Source organism: uncultured Legionella sp. (genome assembly GCF_937871865.1).
Lineage (GTDB): Bacteria > Pseudomonadota > Gammaproteobacteria > Legionellales > Legionellaceae > Legionella.
On the sequence record NZ_CALMPD010000163.1, the window covers coordinates 1 to 16,333 of the forward strand.

Genomic DNA, 16,333 nt, shown 5'->3' on the forward strand with positions numbered 1-16,333 from the left:
GCATCATGCAATGGCATCCGTTATTTAGGGACAACTTATGACGGTTTTGGTAGCTATTCTTACTCAATTAATCTGGACTAAGATATTCATCAACGCCGTTTAATGCCTAAAGCAGACATCAGTGCGCGAGTCATATCGCGCACTAGTTGACGCACCACTTGCCGAAACAAAGTACTTTTCGTTACTGCAGTAATTACTGACGGCTCTTCCGTTTCTTTCGTTTTTTTGATCTTTGTCTCTTGCTGCTGACCAGTTGCCGTTTTTTGTGCGGCTAATAATTCTTTTGCAGAAGTTCGTTCTTGCCGTTGGCTATACCGGTTATATAAAGTAGAACCAGCAATCACCTGATTTAATTCCTGCTCACTTAAGACCCCCATCCTTGATTCTGGAGCTCTGATCATGCATTGAATCAAAGGCGTGGGCTGTCCTTTACCATCCAGGCTACTGACCAAAGCCTCACCAATTCCTAACGCAGTTAATAATTGTTCTGTATCATAATAAGCTGATGGAGGAAAATTCTGAGCGACCAGTTTCATTGCTTTGCGATCTTTTGCGGTAAAAGCTCTTAAAGCATGTTGTACTTTTAACCCTAACTGGCTTAAAACATTTTCAGGAATATCATTAGGTGTCTGAGTACAGAAAATTAACCCCACCCCTTTGGAGCGAATTAATTTAACCATGGTATCTAATAAACTTAATAAGGCCTTGCTCGCATTATTGAAAATCAAATGCGCTTCATCAATAAACAGAATTAATTTGGGTTTTTCCGGATCGCCCAGTTCAGGCATTCGTCGATAGACATCCGATAACAATTTCAGCATGAACGTAGAAAATAATTTAGGTTTATCCTGCATGTCTAATAAACGTAAAATAGAAATGATGCCTAATCCTTGAGCATTAGTTCTCACCAAATCCAGGACATCAAATGCAGGCTCCCCAAAAAATCCATCTCCTCCTTGAGATTCCAGTTCAATAATTTTACGCATAATAGTACCAATTGAAGAAGTTGCGACACCACCAAAACGTTCTTCAACTTTTTGTTTGCCCACGTCACCCTGGACAAATTGCATTAAACTTTTTAAATCAGCAAGATCAATTAAAGGCAGCTGTTCCTGTTTGGCGTATTCAAATAAAATAGTCATCACCCCTTCTTGAGTCTCATTCAGATCCAACATGCGAGAAAAAAGAACCGGGCCAAAATCACTAACGGTGGAACGCAGGGGAACACCTGCATGAGCTTCATAAAGAGTGAGAAACTCAACCGGAAACGCTCGTGGCTTATAATCGATATTCAACGATTTACTACGTGCTAACATGGTGTCAGAAGCCTCTCCTGGCATGGCTAAGCCCGATATGTCTCCCTTAATATCCATCACCAGACTAGGAACACCCGCCAAAGAAAGTTGTTCACTCAGCACCTGAATGGTTTTGGTTTTACCGCTACCAGTAGCACCAGCAATCAATCCATGCCGATTAAACGATTTGAGTACCAGATTCACAGGGCCATCAGTCAGAAGTTGGCCATCTGTTTCTATACCGCCTAATTGCAAAGAAGGCAATGTTCCCGCTTGGTAGGGAATACGTAGATCCTCATACATAAATTTAATCCTTATAAACCAAATATGTTAAGTATAATCTTAATTTTCCATACGTGCTTTAATTCAAAATAAATCGTGCCGCCTGTTCGGCGATCATCATGACCGTTGCATTCGTATTACCAGAAACAATCTGAGGCATTATAGACGCGTCAGCAATAATTAGTCCTTCGATTCCATGCACATGCAACCGCGAATCAACCACAGCCATTTCATCATGCCCCATACGACAACTGCCCACTGGATGATATACGGTATCGGCACGTTGCCTTAATAATTGAATAATTTCATCATCAGACGTTGCCTTATACAGCGGCCTGGCGTTACAAGAGGCAAACAGCTCATGCTCCATCAATGCCAAACTCATTTTATAAGCACGCAACATGAGTTCCACATCATAATCATGGGCTAAAAAATTAGGATCTATCGCCGGAGCATGCATAGGGTTGGCTGATTTCAAACGAATACGACCACGGCTTTTAGGGCGTAAGGCACAGGCGTGAAGTGACATCCCCCGAGAACTATGAAATTTGTGGCAGTGTTCATCAACAATTCCCGGCACAAAATGCAATTGGATGTCAGGCCTGTCTTGTTGGGGATCAGAGGAAAGAAAACCACCTGCCTCGGCAAAATTAGTAGTCATCATGCCAGTTGCGTTCCGTCTGTATACACGATATGCCTTCAAGATATCCCATAATCCTGAAGGACCGAATCCTAAAAGCGCCGGATGTTTCGATTTATAAATATGAACATAATCGGGATGATCATGAAAATTCTCTCCGACTCCAGGCAGCTCATGCACGCACGGTATCCCGTGGCGCATTAATTCCTCTTTAGGGCCAATCCCTGAAAGTAACAAAAGTTGGGGTGAATTTATTGCTCCAGCACTCAAAATGGTCCTCTTTCGTGCCTTGTACTCAACTATTTGACCACGAGACTTTACCTGAACCCCATGACAACGCGAGCCATTGATTAATAATTTTAATACCCGTGATTGAATGTGCACCGTCAAATTAGGCCGGCTCATCACCGGCTCGAGAAAGGCATCTGCAGATGAATGTCTTTTTCCATCTTTTTGAGTGATTTGATATAAACCAACGCCAGATTGGCTAGCACCATTAAAATCAAGATTGTGTTGGTACCCACACGCCATTCCGGCATCAATAAATAATTGCGACATAACATTAGGGCTGCGTAAATCATTAACCGCCAGCTCACCTTCCTGGCCATGAAATTGATCGTTAATTCGGTAATTATGTTCAAATTTTTTAAATAGGGGTAAAACAGACTGATAACTCCAGTCAGATGACGTAGTCTTTGCCCAGTCATCATAATCCTCGCTTTGGCCACGAATGTAGATCATCGCATTGATGGCACTAGAGCCACCTAAGACCTTGCCTCTTGGCTGATAGCCACATCGATTATATAAACCAGGTTGGGGTTCCGTTCGATAATGCCAATTTTTAAACCAAAACGGCATCGTCAATACCGTAAGAAAAGGAATCTGAATGAATGGTGATTTATGGCCGCCCCCGGCCTCCAGAAGCAACACTTTATGTGCCGGATTCTCGCTTAGTCTTGATGCTAAAACACAGCCAGCACTCCCCGCCCCAACAATGATGTAATCAAATTCCATATTCTCGCTAATCCCTCTGCAAACAGACAGGTTTTTATATCATTCTAATATCATCTTAAATACACTGAGGACAGATACCATAAATATTCAGAGCATGATCGGTCATTTTAAAATGGGCCGCCTCAGCAATTGCTTTTTGTCTTTGTTCGATAATTTCATCAACGAACTCTTCTACTCGACCGCATTTGACACAAACAAGATGATCATGGTGCTCCCCCTGTGACAATTCAAAAACAGAGTATCCCCCTTCAAAATTATGTCGGGAAACCAATCCGGCAGCCTCAAACTGAGTTAATACGCGATAAACTGTAGCTAATCCTACATCTTCACCAGTCTCTAATAGAGCCTTATAAACATCTTCAGCGCTTAAATGATGATTACGAGATTGCTCTAAAATCTGCAATACCTTCAAACGTGGTAAGGTTATTTTTAATCCGGCATCTTTTAACTGCTGACTCTCTTCCACTTGCGCTCCTTTACTGTAATGAATTGCACCCGTTTAGTGGTGCCTTTAAATAAATGGCATGTTATTATGGCGAAATTTTTCATAGCAGGCAAAAAATATGCGAATAATAACTCTTCTTATCAGCGTCATTTTATCATTAACTTTAACTCAATGTGCATCTTATGATTTTGCCAGACGAATTACTCAACAAGGTAATCTCCTGCCTCAATCCAAAGTAGAACGCCTAAGAGTTGGAATGAGTAAAAATGATGCCGCCATTTTGATGGGCACCAGCTTGATGAGTCCTACATTTAATAATCAACGCTGGGATTATGCGTATACCTGGCGTCGTGGAAATGGCCCCATACTCATGAAAACGGTGGTTATCTATTTTAACGGCAATTCAATATCACGTATCGAACATAAACCCTAACATCATTCAGGTAAAAAAGGCTGGCCATCGCTCAGCCTTTTTTATTTTTCAATCGAGCCATCTGGCGACGTTTTTCTTTGGGATCGCGAACCAATGGTCGATACAGCTCAACCCTGTCCCCGTCTTTAAGAACAGTGTTCAATGAAGTCATCTTGGCATAAATCCCAACAGGCAATTCTTTAGTTTCTGGATGGATATTAAATACATCAGATGCATTTAATGCATCATGTACGGTTGCACCTGCCGGCAGCTCCAGCGGCAGATGAAAGACGATATTCTCATTAGTTATATAAACTAACTCAATCTTTACCATAAACAACCTCTGCCCGATCACAAAAAGCATCAACCATTTTATCAGTTACTTGATCAAAAACCGGACCAAGAAGCATGGAAAATATTTTTCCTGCAAATTCAAATTCAAGATCGAAGGAAATTTTACAACCACCGTCTTCATCATCAAAACGCCAAAATCCCTCTAAATGACTAAAAGGCCCGTCTACCAAACGAATTTCGATCATTTTATTCACCTGCAGGCGATTGCGCGTAGTGAATGATTTACTCATTCCACCCGCACCGATCATCAATGTCGCCTGTACTTCGTCGTCATCACGATGATGAACGTTACTCTCAACACAATAAGGTAAGAATTCGGCATAATGCTCTACTTCATTAACCAAAGCATACATTTGTTCACATGAATATTTGACTGTCCGCGATCTTTTTACATTAGGCATTACAAAGCTCCTTTAACTTGCTTACTAAGCCAAAGGCTAAGTTCTTTAATTTCTTCAAAACAAATGGAATGTTCCATCGGATACTGATGCGCCTCAATACGCTCATATCCCTTCTCTAACAACCAATCTTTACTTTGTTTGGTCCACTCAGGTAAAACCAGAGGATCAAATTGACCCGAACCCATAAAAAAAGGAGTATCTTTATCCAGAACGGGTTGAGTATAGTCAGCCAACGGTAAATAGGCGGATAAGGCAATAACCCCTCCCAATCGGGTTTCTGTATGAAGCGCCGTATGCAGTGCCATGGCTCCTCCTTGAGAAAAACCGGCTAAATAAATTTGTGACGGTAAAAAACCCTCATCTGATTGAGTGTCCATAACCTGGCGAATGGTCGTTGCTGATTGCTCTATCCCTAGTTTGTCTTGTCTATCCAGTAATCTCATTCCTATAATGTCATACCAGGCAGGCATTACCATGCCTCCGTTTAAAGTAACAGGGCGCGAGGGAGCATCAATAAACACGTGCCTTATGGCCACATCGTCAATCATCAATTGTTCAGCCAAGCCCATCATATCTGATGCATCAGCCCCTAATCCATGCAACCAAATGACACAAGCTTGCGCCTTTTCTTGCGGCTCTTTCAAATATACGCTCAAAGCAGAAACTCCACCTAAAAAAACAAATTATCGCCAATGCATGAGTGCAGCGCAAGTTAACTCATCAAATTTGTTAATGAATTAATAATTATCATTTAAAACAACATCAAATTAGGTACTTTTATTAACAGCACTTATCAAATAAGCATTATTTACATCGAACACCAGTGCAAACAATATGCGCACCATGTTAGAATTTACACAAATTTAATCGCTAATTAATTGTAACAAGCATGTATTATTCATCCAGAGGCAGCACAAAATGATAGAAGAACTAATAAAAGAACTAGCAAGCAAACCTTGTCTGGATGAATTAACAATTGAAGAATGGCTCTCCTACAGCACTATTTATCAACCATTAGATGTTTCTAACCGCCTGTTACTGAGCGAGGTCATAGCCTCTCATAGTGGGATATTGCTGCCTGAGGTCACCAATGCATTGCAAAATTTGGAGTCCGTTGCTCCAGATATACGTATTCTAATGGCAGCCAATTTACAGAGTGCCCAGGAAACCGCAACAGCTAAAATCAGCAGCATGCAACAACGCACTTTATTTAAACGAATAGATTTGAACCTTTTTTCCATATCCCGGACTGAGTGGCTCACAATGATAAGCAAATTTGAACGCTTGGGAAAAAGTAATCTCACCCCCGTATTCTTTTTTAGCACCTTAAGCGCTATAAGAAGAATATCCTATGATGAACTCACCGCCTCCTTAAACAAACAACAACCAGAACGCCAAGCCAAACGCACTCTTGAGCTCAAAGAAGGTACTATTAAAAAAGCCCGCCATTCCCGTCGTCACGACGACAAGGAAAATCTATTTATTTTTAATCGCGGGGATGAACATATGGAAGTACAGCTCCCGCCAACAGGAGCAAGAAGCTGTGAATTAACACCTGCGACACCGGATAAGCGTTATCCTTTTGTAGTTCGAACCCCTGGCGGAACAACAGCCAGACCCGTATACACCAGAGATGGAGTAACGCTATTCAAGCATTGCACACCAATTGGAAAAGAACCAAAACAAGGCCGAGTAGATGTTCGTAATGTCACAACAGCGCAAATCCATGCTAAATTACCTAAATTACAATTGGATAGAGCACATACTATCAAATTTACGGCAACCTTGGCAGGAATTATCCAACGCTCGGGAATGCCTAGGAAAATAAGCCAAAATGCACAAATGAATGCGAAAGCAAGCGATGTATTTAGGGCACATGGAATAGAAATTCAATCAGCTGACGGGCGTTCATATCATTGGGCACACCTTATTGCTCATTTTCTGAGTGGAATTGAAGACCTATATTCCGATAATCAGGAACACGAAATCATAAACCTGGTTCCATCAACTGCATCAGCAAACTATAATACGCTTGAAATGGTAGAAAATTTCATCAAAAACAAACTGATCGATGAAGATACAGATAAAATTGATATAGAAGTGGAACCAGTATATAGCGAAAATGCCCTGATTCCTGACATGCTAAATTATAAGCTGTCCTGGACAGAAAATGGTAAGAAATGTAACGAAATATTCTATATTAACCCTCAATCTGGTCAACGGATTAGCAGAAGTATGCATGACACGATAAACACATTAAGAGGTATTCTTGGTGAGCAACATGCTACTCACGTTGGTGAGATCGATGTTGATGAGCCAAAAATCACTTTGTAAATTGAGCTGATTTCTCTTTTAGCCGCAAATCTCATATAATTTGATTTTAACCAATGGCTTTTTACATGATCCGATTTAGTTTTTCTTTATCCCTATTGGCAACGTTACTCTTATTAGCGGGCTGTGGCCAAAAAGGCCCCTTATATATGCCAGGACCAGAAAAAAAACCGCCAATGACCACCAGTCCAAAGGAGTGAGCTTATGAGTATCAAGTTTGCAAAAATGCACGGATTGGGGAATGACTTTATGGTCATTGATGGGATCAATCAAAAAATCGATCTGAATCCCCAATACATAGCCACATTAGCAAATCGTCATACCGGCATAGGGTTTGACCAATTGTTGCTCGTTGAAGCACCAACTCGACAAGGAATCGATTTTACCTACCGTATTTTTAATGCCGACGGTCAGGAGGTGGGACAATGCGGTAATGGAGCCCGTTGTCTTGCCTTGTTTACTCAATATTATGGGTTAACCACTAGAAATCAATTAACAGTGGCTACTAAAACCACATCTATGGAATTAATTATCAACCCGGATAATACTGTAAGTGTTAATATGGGAATCCCCAAACTGGCGCCTCACGACATTCCATTAATAAATGATGGTCAATCATCAGAATATTCGATTGCTCTGGAAGATGGACAGTCCATTTTAATACATGCCATTAATGTCGGAAATCCTCATGCCGTACTATCAGTACCCAATATAGATTCAGCTCCTGTAGACACTATAGGGAAAAAAATCAGCGTCCATTCCCGCTTTCCTGAGCAGACCAATACTGGCTTTATGCAAATAGTCGCTCCAAATCACATCAGATTACGAGTTTATGAACGAGGCAGTGGCGAAACCCAAGCCTGTGGCAGTGGGGCTGTGGCGGCAGCAGCAATTGGTCGTCTGTATTATCATTTAGACCAGCAAATCAAAGTCAGCCTGCCAGGAGGGGACTTGCTCATTGATTGGCCACAATTGAGCGGCCCCATTTCATTAACGGGGCCTGCAACCTTTGTTTATGAAGGCACCTTATGTTCCTAAACCACCGAGCTGTAAATATAGGCCCGACGAACAAACAGAGTTCGACATTTAGAGCCATAGGCACTGCCAGAACAGCACTTGAATGAGAATTACTTGGTTGATGATGAGCCAAATACGTCAAGTGCCTGGCCCACAAGATAGAAGTTATAATAAATTATAACCGAGCTTAACTACTAAGAGTGCAATGAGATAGCATGTAAGCTGTGCTTATTTTTTATTAAGCGACGCCATATCAATAACAAAGCGATATTTCACATCCCCCTTTACGGTTCGATCATATGCCTCATTCACTTCTTGGATGTTGATTCTCTCTATGTCGCAAGTGATGTTATGCTTGCCACAAAAATCGAGCATCTCTTGCGTTTCGGGTACTCCACCAATCAGCGATCCTGCCATGTGGCGGCGGCCAAAGATTAAGGGGGCACCATTGACTTGTGTTAATGGCTCAACCGCCCCTACAATAACCATAGTCGCATCCCGTTTCAGCAATGCCATATAAGGATCAACATTATGGCCAACAGGAATAGTATTTAGCAGGAAATCAAAACTGTTTTGTGCCGCACTCATTGCTCCTTTATCAGTAGAAAGCAATACATGGTCTGCACCAAGTTTTTTAGCATCGGCACCTTTCTCCGGTGAAGTAGTAATCATGATGACTTCTGCTCCCATCGCATGAGCAAATTTCACCCCCATATGTCCTAATCCACCTAAACCGATGATGCCAACCTTTAAACCAGGACCAACATTCCAATGCTTCAAAGGAGAATAAGTAGTGATTCCAGCACATAACAATGGGGCCGCAGCAGCAGGATCAAGGTTTTCAGGTATGCGAACAACAAAGCGTTCATCAACAGTTATTTGCTCTGAATAGCCTCCGAGGGTAAACGGATGCGGCGTACCGCCAATGTTATCTTTGCCATTATAAGTACCTGTGAAGCCATTATTACAATATTGTTCTAATCCTTCATCACATGACTGGCAACGGTGACAGCTGTCCACCATACACCCCACCCCGACCAACTCACCAACTTTATAATCGCTAACCTTACTGCCTGTCGCCAAAACGCGGCCTATGATTTCATGCCCAGGAACGCAAGGATACTGGGTACCGCCCCATTCGCTGCGCGCGGTATGGATATCGGAATGGCAAATACCACAGTAAAGAATATTGATTACTACATCTTCGGCACGGGGCTCGCGTCGTTCGAAAGAAAAAAGTTCTAAAGCACTGCTCTTTGAATGTGCAGCATAACCGGATACTTTAATTGTCATCATCTCTCCTTTTGATTACACAATGGTATAAGTGGTAACGGATTTATCCATCAATGATTCATCATGAATCTTCTATTATAGTTGCATTTTTATCAGTTAACATACCATGTTTATCGATAAGAATTGAAACGTTAATAAAGAGATAAGTCAGAATGATGCACTCTTAAATCAACAGAGATTAAAGCGAATCATATATTCAATGTGCGCATGAAAATGAACCATAAGTAATGGTTCATTTTCCCATACGGAAATTACAACCAACATTGTTGATGTTGTTGTATATAAGAACTAACACTTAGAGGAGGCCTGCCAATTATATGTTCGACATCATGGGTCACTTTGCTGTTATAACCTGCTTTCAAATAGCTTAAAATTAAGAGCATAAAATCAGAATAGTCTTCAGGAATCCCTTTATCCAACAGATCTCTTTTTAACAACTCCGGACTTATATCTTGAAATAAAATGGTTCTATTAATCGCTTGGGAAATATTTTGCGCCATGTCGTCATGCGTTAATGCTTCTGAGCCAGTAAGATCAAAAGCTTGATTATTAAACTCATCAGTGGCTAACAAGGTAGCAACAACCGCAGCAATATCACGGCTATCGATAAAACTTGTTTTGGCCTGTCCTACTGGCAAACGTATTATAAATAATGTACTAAAATAAATAGTCTATAATCACTGTATTACAAATACACAGGGACGATGTAGATGAAACGCTTGCCGTTATATGCTGTTCTGTTCTCATTAAGTGCTTTTCCTCTTATTTTAATTGCAGACGATCCTCCTGAATCCCATCCTATGGTCAATCAATCCTCTTCAACAAAACCGCAACAAGACAACAATTTGAACGGTGTCATTAATGAAGCAGGACAAAGTGTCCCAGCCAACCAGTTTCAATGACCTCTAATAATTATGGAAAGGCACCGTCAACTAAAGTAGGGGCACTGCTCTATCAGGAGGAGCGGTTGGGAGTGATCCAATCAGTCTACTCTCCCCGAAGGTCCCCATTCCCTCAAAACCACCAAAACAAAATAAGCACAGCATGATGTTCTGCCTTGACAATGAACATGCTAATATCATTTTCGAGCAACTCATACACTTAATGACTCACAACCAGGACAGCATATTAATGAGGTTTTGTTACGCTTCTGATAAATATCCTAATTCCTGCCAAGGAGCATTTAAAACATGAATTGCTAGCGAGAATCAAATAATCTCTCGAATCAGATTGGAGGATATTATGCAAAGTAATGCAATGATGAAATTTGAACTATTAAAAATACTACTCCTTACCCCGCAATATGTGACATCGATTATTGAAACTACCGGAACTCAAAACCTCTTTTTAAATGTCCTGAAAACAAATCAGTATTCCTCCGAAGAATTACTGGAATTAATTAATATTACCCAAAATAGCCAGGTAAAATCACTCCTCATTGTTTACCTGTTAAGTATCCCACACTATTTAGAGCGTTTGAGCGAACAATCGGTTCTTGGCCGTTTGACCAATAATTTATTACATATACCCTCACGATTGAATCCGTTAATTCATCAGCTGGCTATTGAATATCTAACGATAGAACAAATTGATACGCTTCAGCCGGAAGCCGCTGTAAGCATTCTTTGCTCTGTGCCTCACTTTCATCTGTTAAAAAAGGAGCAAATAGATGCACTCATTGACCAGTTTCCTCATAAAATCCTGATCCAATACTGGATAAATCACTATTCATTGCAGCCCAATGCCTTTTATGTTCTTGCTCATTTAAGCAAATCGGTCAGTTCAGAAGTACTATCAGAAATACAACTAATGAATGGCCAAAAACAAGAAGAACTGATGGAGCGAGTATTGGAGCACCTGGATTTATTTGAGCCGGATTTCAAACTACTTTATGAAGGTGATAGCGAACAACATCTCGCTCAGGCAATCAAACATTATTTAAATGGAAAGCACCACGAACATTATATTACTTATATCCACCAATTAACGGAACTACTATTAAATCAAAACCATCCACTCTCCTTAGAAACAATACAACTTCTCCTGTCTTTAAATAAGATAGAACAATTCAGCGAATTAAACCAAAAAACTAGCGTAGTAATTAATCATGCTTTAAGAATCCAAGCAAAATCGGGTGATACGAAGATGTTTTACACGAATAATCAGCTCAATTGTAACAGAATGAATCACCCCATTCAGTTTAAAAGCTCTAAACCGGTAAAAACGGAAGAACGTGGTTTTCTCCACAGCTTTTTGCATCCGACAAAAACAGAAGAATCTCAAAAAATAACCGATAAAAATAGCATATCAGAAAATTCTCTAATTGATTTATTGGCGAAACAAAAGAAATTAGTAAAAGCAACCGATTATTATCTATTGCACTTCAATGGAAGCGGCGAAACCCTCAGCAAATTAATACAAGACTATCTCGGATATTATTTACAGGAAGGCTGTACCGAGCTCCAACGTAGAAACCTCTATCTGACGGCTATTCTTATGAATCGTTCAGAATTAAAAAGATCAGCCAGAGAAGCCCTGTATACTTCTTTTTTACTGTATCCCGAATTATATGATGAACAAATAAGAAGTTGGCTCTTCAAATACGATGCCGAAAGAACCATCAAGCATTTTGGACAACAAGCGGGCATAAAAAACTATAAAGTGGTCATAGAATTATGTACAGAAGCACTTAAAAAATTAGATGCAAAGAAAGACGAAGCAACCCTTAAAATAGCAAACCAGGCTTTATCTGAAGCAAAACTGGAATTAGAGTTTAGTGAGAATACAGGATTTTTTACTGGCTTATTTCACTGGCTAATTCGCTGCTGGAAAAGCGGCTGGACCGGATTCTTTTCTCCTAAACTGCCAGTACTTGTTGCACCATATTATGAGCAGAGCAAAGAAGCGCCATCAAGAACAATCACTACGGTACACGAAACAACTATTCCTTTTGAAAAACCAGAAGTTACGCTCGCAAAAAGTCTGACCCAACTGGAAAACAAGCCCACCGTACAAGAGCTTGATAATTTAGTGAAGACTCTAAGTGCTGCCCCAACACTATCACCTCAAGACGAATTAAGTTTAAGAAACAGAATAAACAATGTATTTCATAGACTTATTATCGACAGTAAACAAGATAAAGAAATTGCATCCTGGTTAGCCCAAAATAATCAACTCCTGGATTCAAATCACTTCCATCTTCTTGAACTAAGACTACGTCAAGGTAATCACATGGAAAGGGATTTATTAGTAAAACAAATTCAGGAAGATAACACCGCGATTTTACCGAACAATGATTCATCACGAGTACGCACAACGATCAATGAACTAAATTGTATTCTACCTGCGCTGCATCCTGTAACGCAATTAGCAGGAGAAAAAACGCAGACGACCTCAGAAATGCCCATAAGTTTAGAAACAGTTACAGATATGGTAACCAATGCTTGGAGCTGGGCCCAAGGCGGGGTAGGAAGTTTTTTTTCCGGGTATGCTTCAACACCAGCAAAGGAGAAAACGCCCAATTGCTCATTGACTCAAATGCATTCTCTTTAAATAGTTTGCCTGGCGATAAGGTAATAGCCAGGCAATAATTACATATCGATATGAGAAATTTATTTCCGACCACTCTGATAAAGACTTAATACCATACATGATACTAAAGTAAGCATGATGATACCCAATGCCCAAAATATAGGTATTTTAAACCACTCAGCTATAAGCATTTTCACCCCTACAAACACCAGAATTAATGCCAACCCATATTTCAGGAGATGGAACTGCTGATGCATATGAACCAGGAGAAAATATAAAGCACGCAATCCCATGATCGCAAAAATATTAGATGTAAAAACAATAAAGGGATCGTTTGTAATAGCAAAAATAGCGGGAATGCTATCTACGGCAAAAATAAGGTCAGTCATCTCAACAAAAACCAGAACGATAAATAATGGCGTACAATATATTAATCCCTCCTGGTGAATGAAAAACCGTTCTTTATGAAGAATATTAGTTATACGCAGATGCTTACGCATCAGTTTCAATAACACATTTTGTTCCAAATCAAGTGTCTGCTCAGCGAAAAACAACATCTTAATCCCTGTAATCACCAGAAACGCGCCAAAAAGATATAATATCCAATGAAACGAACTCACCATCCAGACACCAACTAAAATAAGAATGAGGCGCATAACGATGGCACCTAGAACCCCCAAGAGCAGAATGCGTCGCTGATATTCCTCAGGAATAGAAAAATAATTAAACACCAAGAGAATTACAAAAATATTATCCATCGATAACGATTTCTCAATTAAATAACCAGTGAGAAATTCGAGCGATTTTTCATTAGCAACCTGCGCACCGGAAATATAATTAAGATAGGCCCATAACACTAAATTAAAAAGCAAAGCTAAAAGAATCCAAGCCATGGTCCAGACCAAAGCTTCCCGGTTTGATACTTTATGCGCTTTACGCCCGCCAAATAAAAATAAATCGATAAAAAGCATTACGACTACAAATGCTAAAAAGCCTGCCCACATCCACCATTCGGCCACTGTAGCCATCCAGCTGCTCCCACAATCAAGACGTTGCGGCCATTAAGGCAAGCCAACAGACGATAAATATTTATATTTCTATTTTAGACAAGCAAAACATAAAACACAGCTAAATAATACAGCGAAACAAACATTTCTGAATACAGGTTGAATTATATTAAAGTGGGAAGCAACAAATGCGAGAATGAAAAGAACACGATCAGGATTTGGAAAAAACCAAACAGCAAGCGCATTTGTCTCAAAGAAACAACCCGTTGAGCGAACGTATTTGAGTACCGGTTGAACGATTGATGAGTTAAAGACGACCGCTCAACCCAGCTTCCAGCGCCGGTGCATCCAGTTCCACTGTTCAGGATGTTCCAAAATAATCTGTTCCAAAGCTTGGTTATAGGCTAAGGTATTTTGATACAGTGCTTCTTGTGTTGACTCATAGTCCTTCCAGGGAATAGGATCATGAAACTCCAAGACGTGCTTGCCATTTGGTAAACGATAGCCGGCAGCAGGAATGACAGGAACACCAGTATTACGAGATAAAGTAGCTAAACTGCGATATGTTCCGGCTTTTTTGCCAAAAAATTCGACGGCAATACCATCACGATTAACCAAAGAGGCATGCTGATCCAGCACAAAAATTACCGCATGATTTTTTTCCAGGGCCACACAAACCTGCTCCAGAGAATTTTTCTTGGGTATCACATTAAGGCCAGCTTGGTAATAGCTCTTAAACATCAGACGCTCCAGCGCTTTAAACCTTAAAGTACGTCTTATAAAATGAAATTGCCCTTGAAACTCTTTAAAACTCAGTACCCCACCTAAAGGAGCAAATTCCCAGTTACCAAAATGCCCGGTTACAACTAAAACACCTTTTTGTTCAGCAACTACTGCCAGCATCTTTTCATGGCCAATAACAGAAACCTGTTCACGCAATTTTTTTTCACTCATAAAACGTAATTGCAGTGCTTCTCTGATTGATCTGGCGATATGTGAATAATAAGATTTTGCTAAATGAACTTTCTGGGCATCATTTAGTTGATTATTAAAAACCTGGTTAATATTCGCATGCACTAATCGCCGTCTGTAAGGCAAAAAACGATAAATGAACCGTCCGGCCAAGCTTATCGGCAATGCTTGAATCTGCTGTTCTAATTTAGTCACAGGCTTTAATCACCAAACAGGCATTCATGCTTGCAAATCCTCGATTGATCATCAACGCACAAGAATTGGATTGAATGTTTCGATGAGTTGCACTAAGAGATAAACCATCACAAGAAGATGCGATATTGTTTAAATTAGCAATTCCTGGAACACAATTTGCCTCCAGTGCATAAGTGGTCATTACGGCATCCAATACCCCTGATGCACATAACGTATGCCCCATAGACCATTTAAATGCAGTCACAGGAACTTCATGCCCGGAAAAAACAGTCCTGATTGACTGAGCTTCGCTGTCATCAGATTTGCCATTGCCGTTTCCATGGGCAACTACTAATCCGATATGCTCTGATTTCAGATCTGCCACTTCAAGAGTACGTTCGATCAAGGCCGTCAAATGCTGGCCATCTGATTCAATGGAAAACAATCCGTTAGATTCACTGGCAGACAAGCCACCAATAATTTCACCATAACACGTGGCGGAACGAGCTCGAACACTTGCTTCGCTCTCCAGAACGAGTGCTGCCGCACCTTCTGCCAACAACGTTCCATCATGTTCTTCATCAAAAGGTTTTAAATGGCGCTCGCTGACTACTCCTAATTTCTCGTAATAAAATAATGATTGCGGTTCAATACCCATATCATAAGCAACGACTACTGCCCTATCAGCCTGTCCGCTACGAATTGCATGATAAGCTTCTAATATTGCCTGAGTACCGCCCACTGCATGGTTAGTAACATTATGATTTGGGCCTTTAAAGCCGTAGGTAATACCGGTATAGGCAAGTACGTTATTAGGCAAAATACGTAATAACCACATAGGATGCACTTCATCAAAGAGTTGTTTCGCAAAAGGTTGCATGTCGCCTTCTGTTTTAGCTAATAAAGGCAAAAAATCATATTGTTGAAAATATTTGTTTCCTGGCGACCCAACATACACCGCAGTTTGTTCATTAAATGCATCAGCAGACTCCAGAGAGTCTCTGTAAGAAATCATTTGACTGTGCTCTACAGCTTGCACGGCGGCATTAATTCCCATGACATCTTGGCGAGAGATGACTTTAATCAGTTTGCGATCGGGTAACATTTTAGCGGGTTGAAAATCTTTTAGTTCACCACCCAGACGATGCGACCATTGAGATAAATC

Annotated in this window: 17 protein-coding genes; 6 read left to right on the plus strand and 11 right to left on the minus strand. The window is 40.5% G+C overall.

Annotated features, from left to right (window positions below; all coding sequences use genetic code 11):
* Window positions 1-89: 89 nt before the first annotated feature.
* Genes Q0495_RS09095 through fur form a run of 3 tightly spaced genes read right to left on the minus strand, consistent with a single transcriptional unit; the run spans window position 90 to window position 3,697 of the window.
* On the minus strand, window positions 90-1,598 hold the full coding sequence (locus Q0495_RS09095; RefSeq protein WP_298625197.1) for a helicase HerA-like domain-containing protein: 1,509 nt from the start codon (window positions 1,596-1,598) through the stop codon (window positions 90-92).
* A 58-nt stretch (window positions 1,599-1,656) separates the two neighbouring features.
* Entirely contained in the window at window positions 1,657-3,231 is a 1,575-nt protein-coding gene (locus Q0495_RS09100; protein ID WP_298625199.1) for a GMC family oxidoreductase, read from the minus strand.
* Window positions 3,232-3,286: 55 nt separating this feature from the next.
* Entirely contained in the window at window positions 3,287-3,697 is a 411-nt protein-coding gene (fur, locus tag Q0495_RS09105) for a ferric iron uptake transcriptional regulator (protein WP_298625201.1), read from the minus strand.
* Between the two features lie 97 nt (window positions 3,698-3,794).
* On the opposite strand from fur, the gene Q0495_RS09110 reads away from it, so the two are divergent.
* Window positions 3,795-4,109, plus strand: a complete 315-nt coding sequence (locus tag Q0495_RS09110; protein WP_298625203.1) for an outer membrane protein assembly factor BamE — start codon at window positions 3,795-3,797, stop codon at window positions 4,107-4,109.
* Between the two features lie 31 nt (window positions 4,110-4,140).
* Here Q0495_RS09110 and Q0495_RS09115 read toward each other — a convergent pair whose 3' ends face one another.
* Genes Q0495_RS09115 through Q0495_RS09125 form a run of 3 tightly spaced genes read right to left on the minus strand, consistent with a single transcriptional unit; the run spans window position 4,141 to window position 5,499 of the window.
* Window positions 4,141-4,422, minus strand: coding sequence for an RnfH family protein (locus Q0495_RS09115; RefSeq protein WP_298625204.1), 282 nt, complete (start codon window positions 4,420-4,422; stop codon window positions 4,141-4,143).
* Window positions 4,409-4,843: a type II toxin-antitoxin system RatA family toxin gene (locus tag Q0495_RS09120; protein ID WP_298625206.1), complete on the minus strand. Its 435-nt coding sequence runs from the start codon at window positions 4,841-4,843 to the stop codon at window positions 4,409-4,411. Before Q0495_RS09120 ends, Q0495_RS09115 begins: the two co-directional genes overlap by 14 nt.
* The gene (locus tag Q0495_RS09125; RefSeq protein ID WP_298625207.1) at window positions 4,843-5,499 is read right to left on the minus strand and encodes an alpha/beta hydrolase-fold protein; all 657 of its coding nucleotides are present in this window, start codon (window positions 5,497-5,499) and stop codon (window positions 4,843-4,845) included. The genes Q0495_RS09120 and Q0495_RS09125 overlap by 1 nt, the downstream gene beginning before the upstream one ends.
* A 262-nt stretch (window positions 5,500-5,761) precedes the next feature.
* Between Q0495_RS09125 and Q0495_RS09130 the strand changes: the two genes are divergently transcribed.
* The 3 genes from Q0495_RS09130 (at window position 5,762) to dapF (ending at window position 8,212) form a co-directional block, all read left to right on the plus strand.
* Window positions 5,762-7,177: a DNA/RNA non-specific endonuclease gene (locus Q0495_RS09130; protein ID WP_298625209.1), complete on the plus strand. Its 1,416-nt coding sequence runs from the start codon at window positions 5,762-5,764 to the stop codon at window positions 7,175-7,177.
* Window positions 7,178-7,242: 65 nt separating this feature from the next.
* Window positions 7,243-7,374 (plus strand): lipoprotein, encoded by a 132-nt coding sequence (locus Q0495_RS09135; RefSeq protein ID WP_298625210.1) that lies wholly within the window; start codon window positions 7,243-7,245, stop codon window positions 7,372-7,374.
* 4 nt (window positions 7,375-7,378) lie between these two features.
* Window positions 7,379-8,212 (plus strand): diaminopimelate epimerase, encoded by an 834-nt coding sequence (dapF, locus tag Q0495_RS09140; protein WP_298625211.1) that lies wholly within the window; start codon window positions 7,379-7,381, stop codon window positions 8,210-8,212.
* A 207-nt stretch (window positions 8,213-8,419) separates the two neighbouring features.
* Here dapF and Q0495_RS09145 read toward each other — a convergent pair whose 3' ends face one another.
* On the minus strand, window positions 8,420-9,484 hold the full coding sequence (locus tag Q0495_RS09145) for an NAD(P)-dependent alcohol dehydrogenase (protein ID WP_367274404.1): 1,065 nt from the start codon (window positions 9,482-9,484) through the stop codon (window positions 8,420-8,422).
* 251 nt (window positions 9,485-9,735) lie between these two features.
* Window positions 9,736-10,122, minus strand: a complete 387-nt coding sequence (locus tag Q0495_RS09150; protein WP_298625215.1) for a hypothetical protein — start codon at window positions 10,120-10,122, stop codon at window positions 9,736-9,738.
* 72 nt (window positions 10,123-10,194) lie between these two features.
* On the opposite strand from Q0495_RS09150, the gene Q0495_RS09155 reads away from it, so the two are divergent.
* Entirely contained in the window at window positions 10,195-10,386 is a 192-nt protein-coding gene (locus Q0495_RS09155) for a hypothetical protein (protein WP_298625217.1), read from the plus strand.
* Window positions 10,387-10,726: 340 nt separating this feature from the next.
* Window positions 10,727-13,036: a type IV secretion protein Dot gene (locus Q0495_RS09160; RefSeq protein WP_298625220.1), complete on the plus strand. Its 2,310-nt coding sequence runs from the start codon at window positions 10,727-10,729 to the stop codon at window positions 13,034-13,036.
* Window positions 13,037-13,095: 59 nt separating this feature from the next.
* Here the strand turns inward: Q0495_RS09160 and Q0495_RS09165 are convergent, their stop codons facing one another.
* The 3 genes from Q0495_RS09165 to Q0495_RS09175 all read right to left on the minus strand — a co-directional run.
* Window positions 13,096-14,043 (minus strand): TerC family protein, encoded by a 948-nt coding sequence (locus Q0495_RS09165; protein WP_298625222.1) that lies wholly within the window; start codon window positions 14,041-14,043, stop codon window positions 13,096-13,098.
* Window positions 14,044-14,343: 300 nt separating this feature from the next.
* Window positions 14,344-15,189 (minus strand): lysophospholipid acyltransferase family protein, encoded by an 846-nt coding sequence (locus tag Q0495_RS09170; protein ID WP_298625224.1) that lies wholly within the window; start codon window positions 15,187-15,189, stop codon window positions 14,344-14,346.
* On the minus strand, window positions 15,182-16,333 hold a 1,152-nt coding region (locus tag Q0495_RS09175; protein ID WP_298625226.1), incomplete at its 5' end, for a beta-ketoacyl synthase N-terminal-like domain-containing protein. The genes Q0495_RS09170 and Q0495_RS09175, both read right to left, overlap by 8 nt.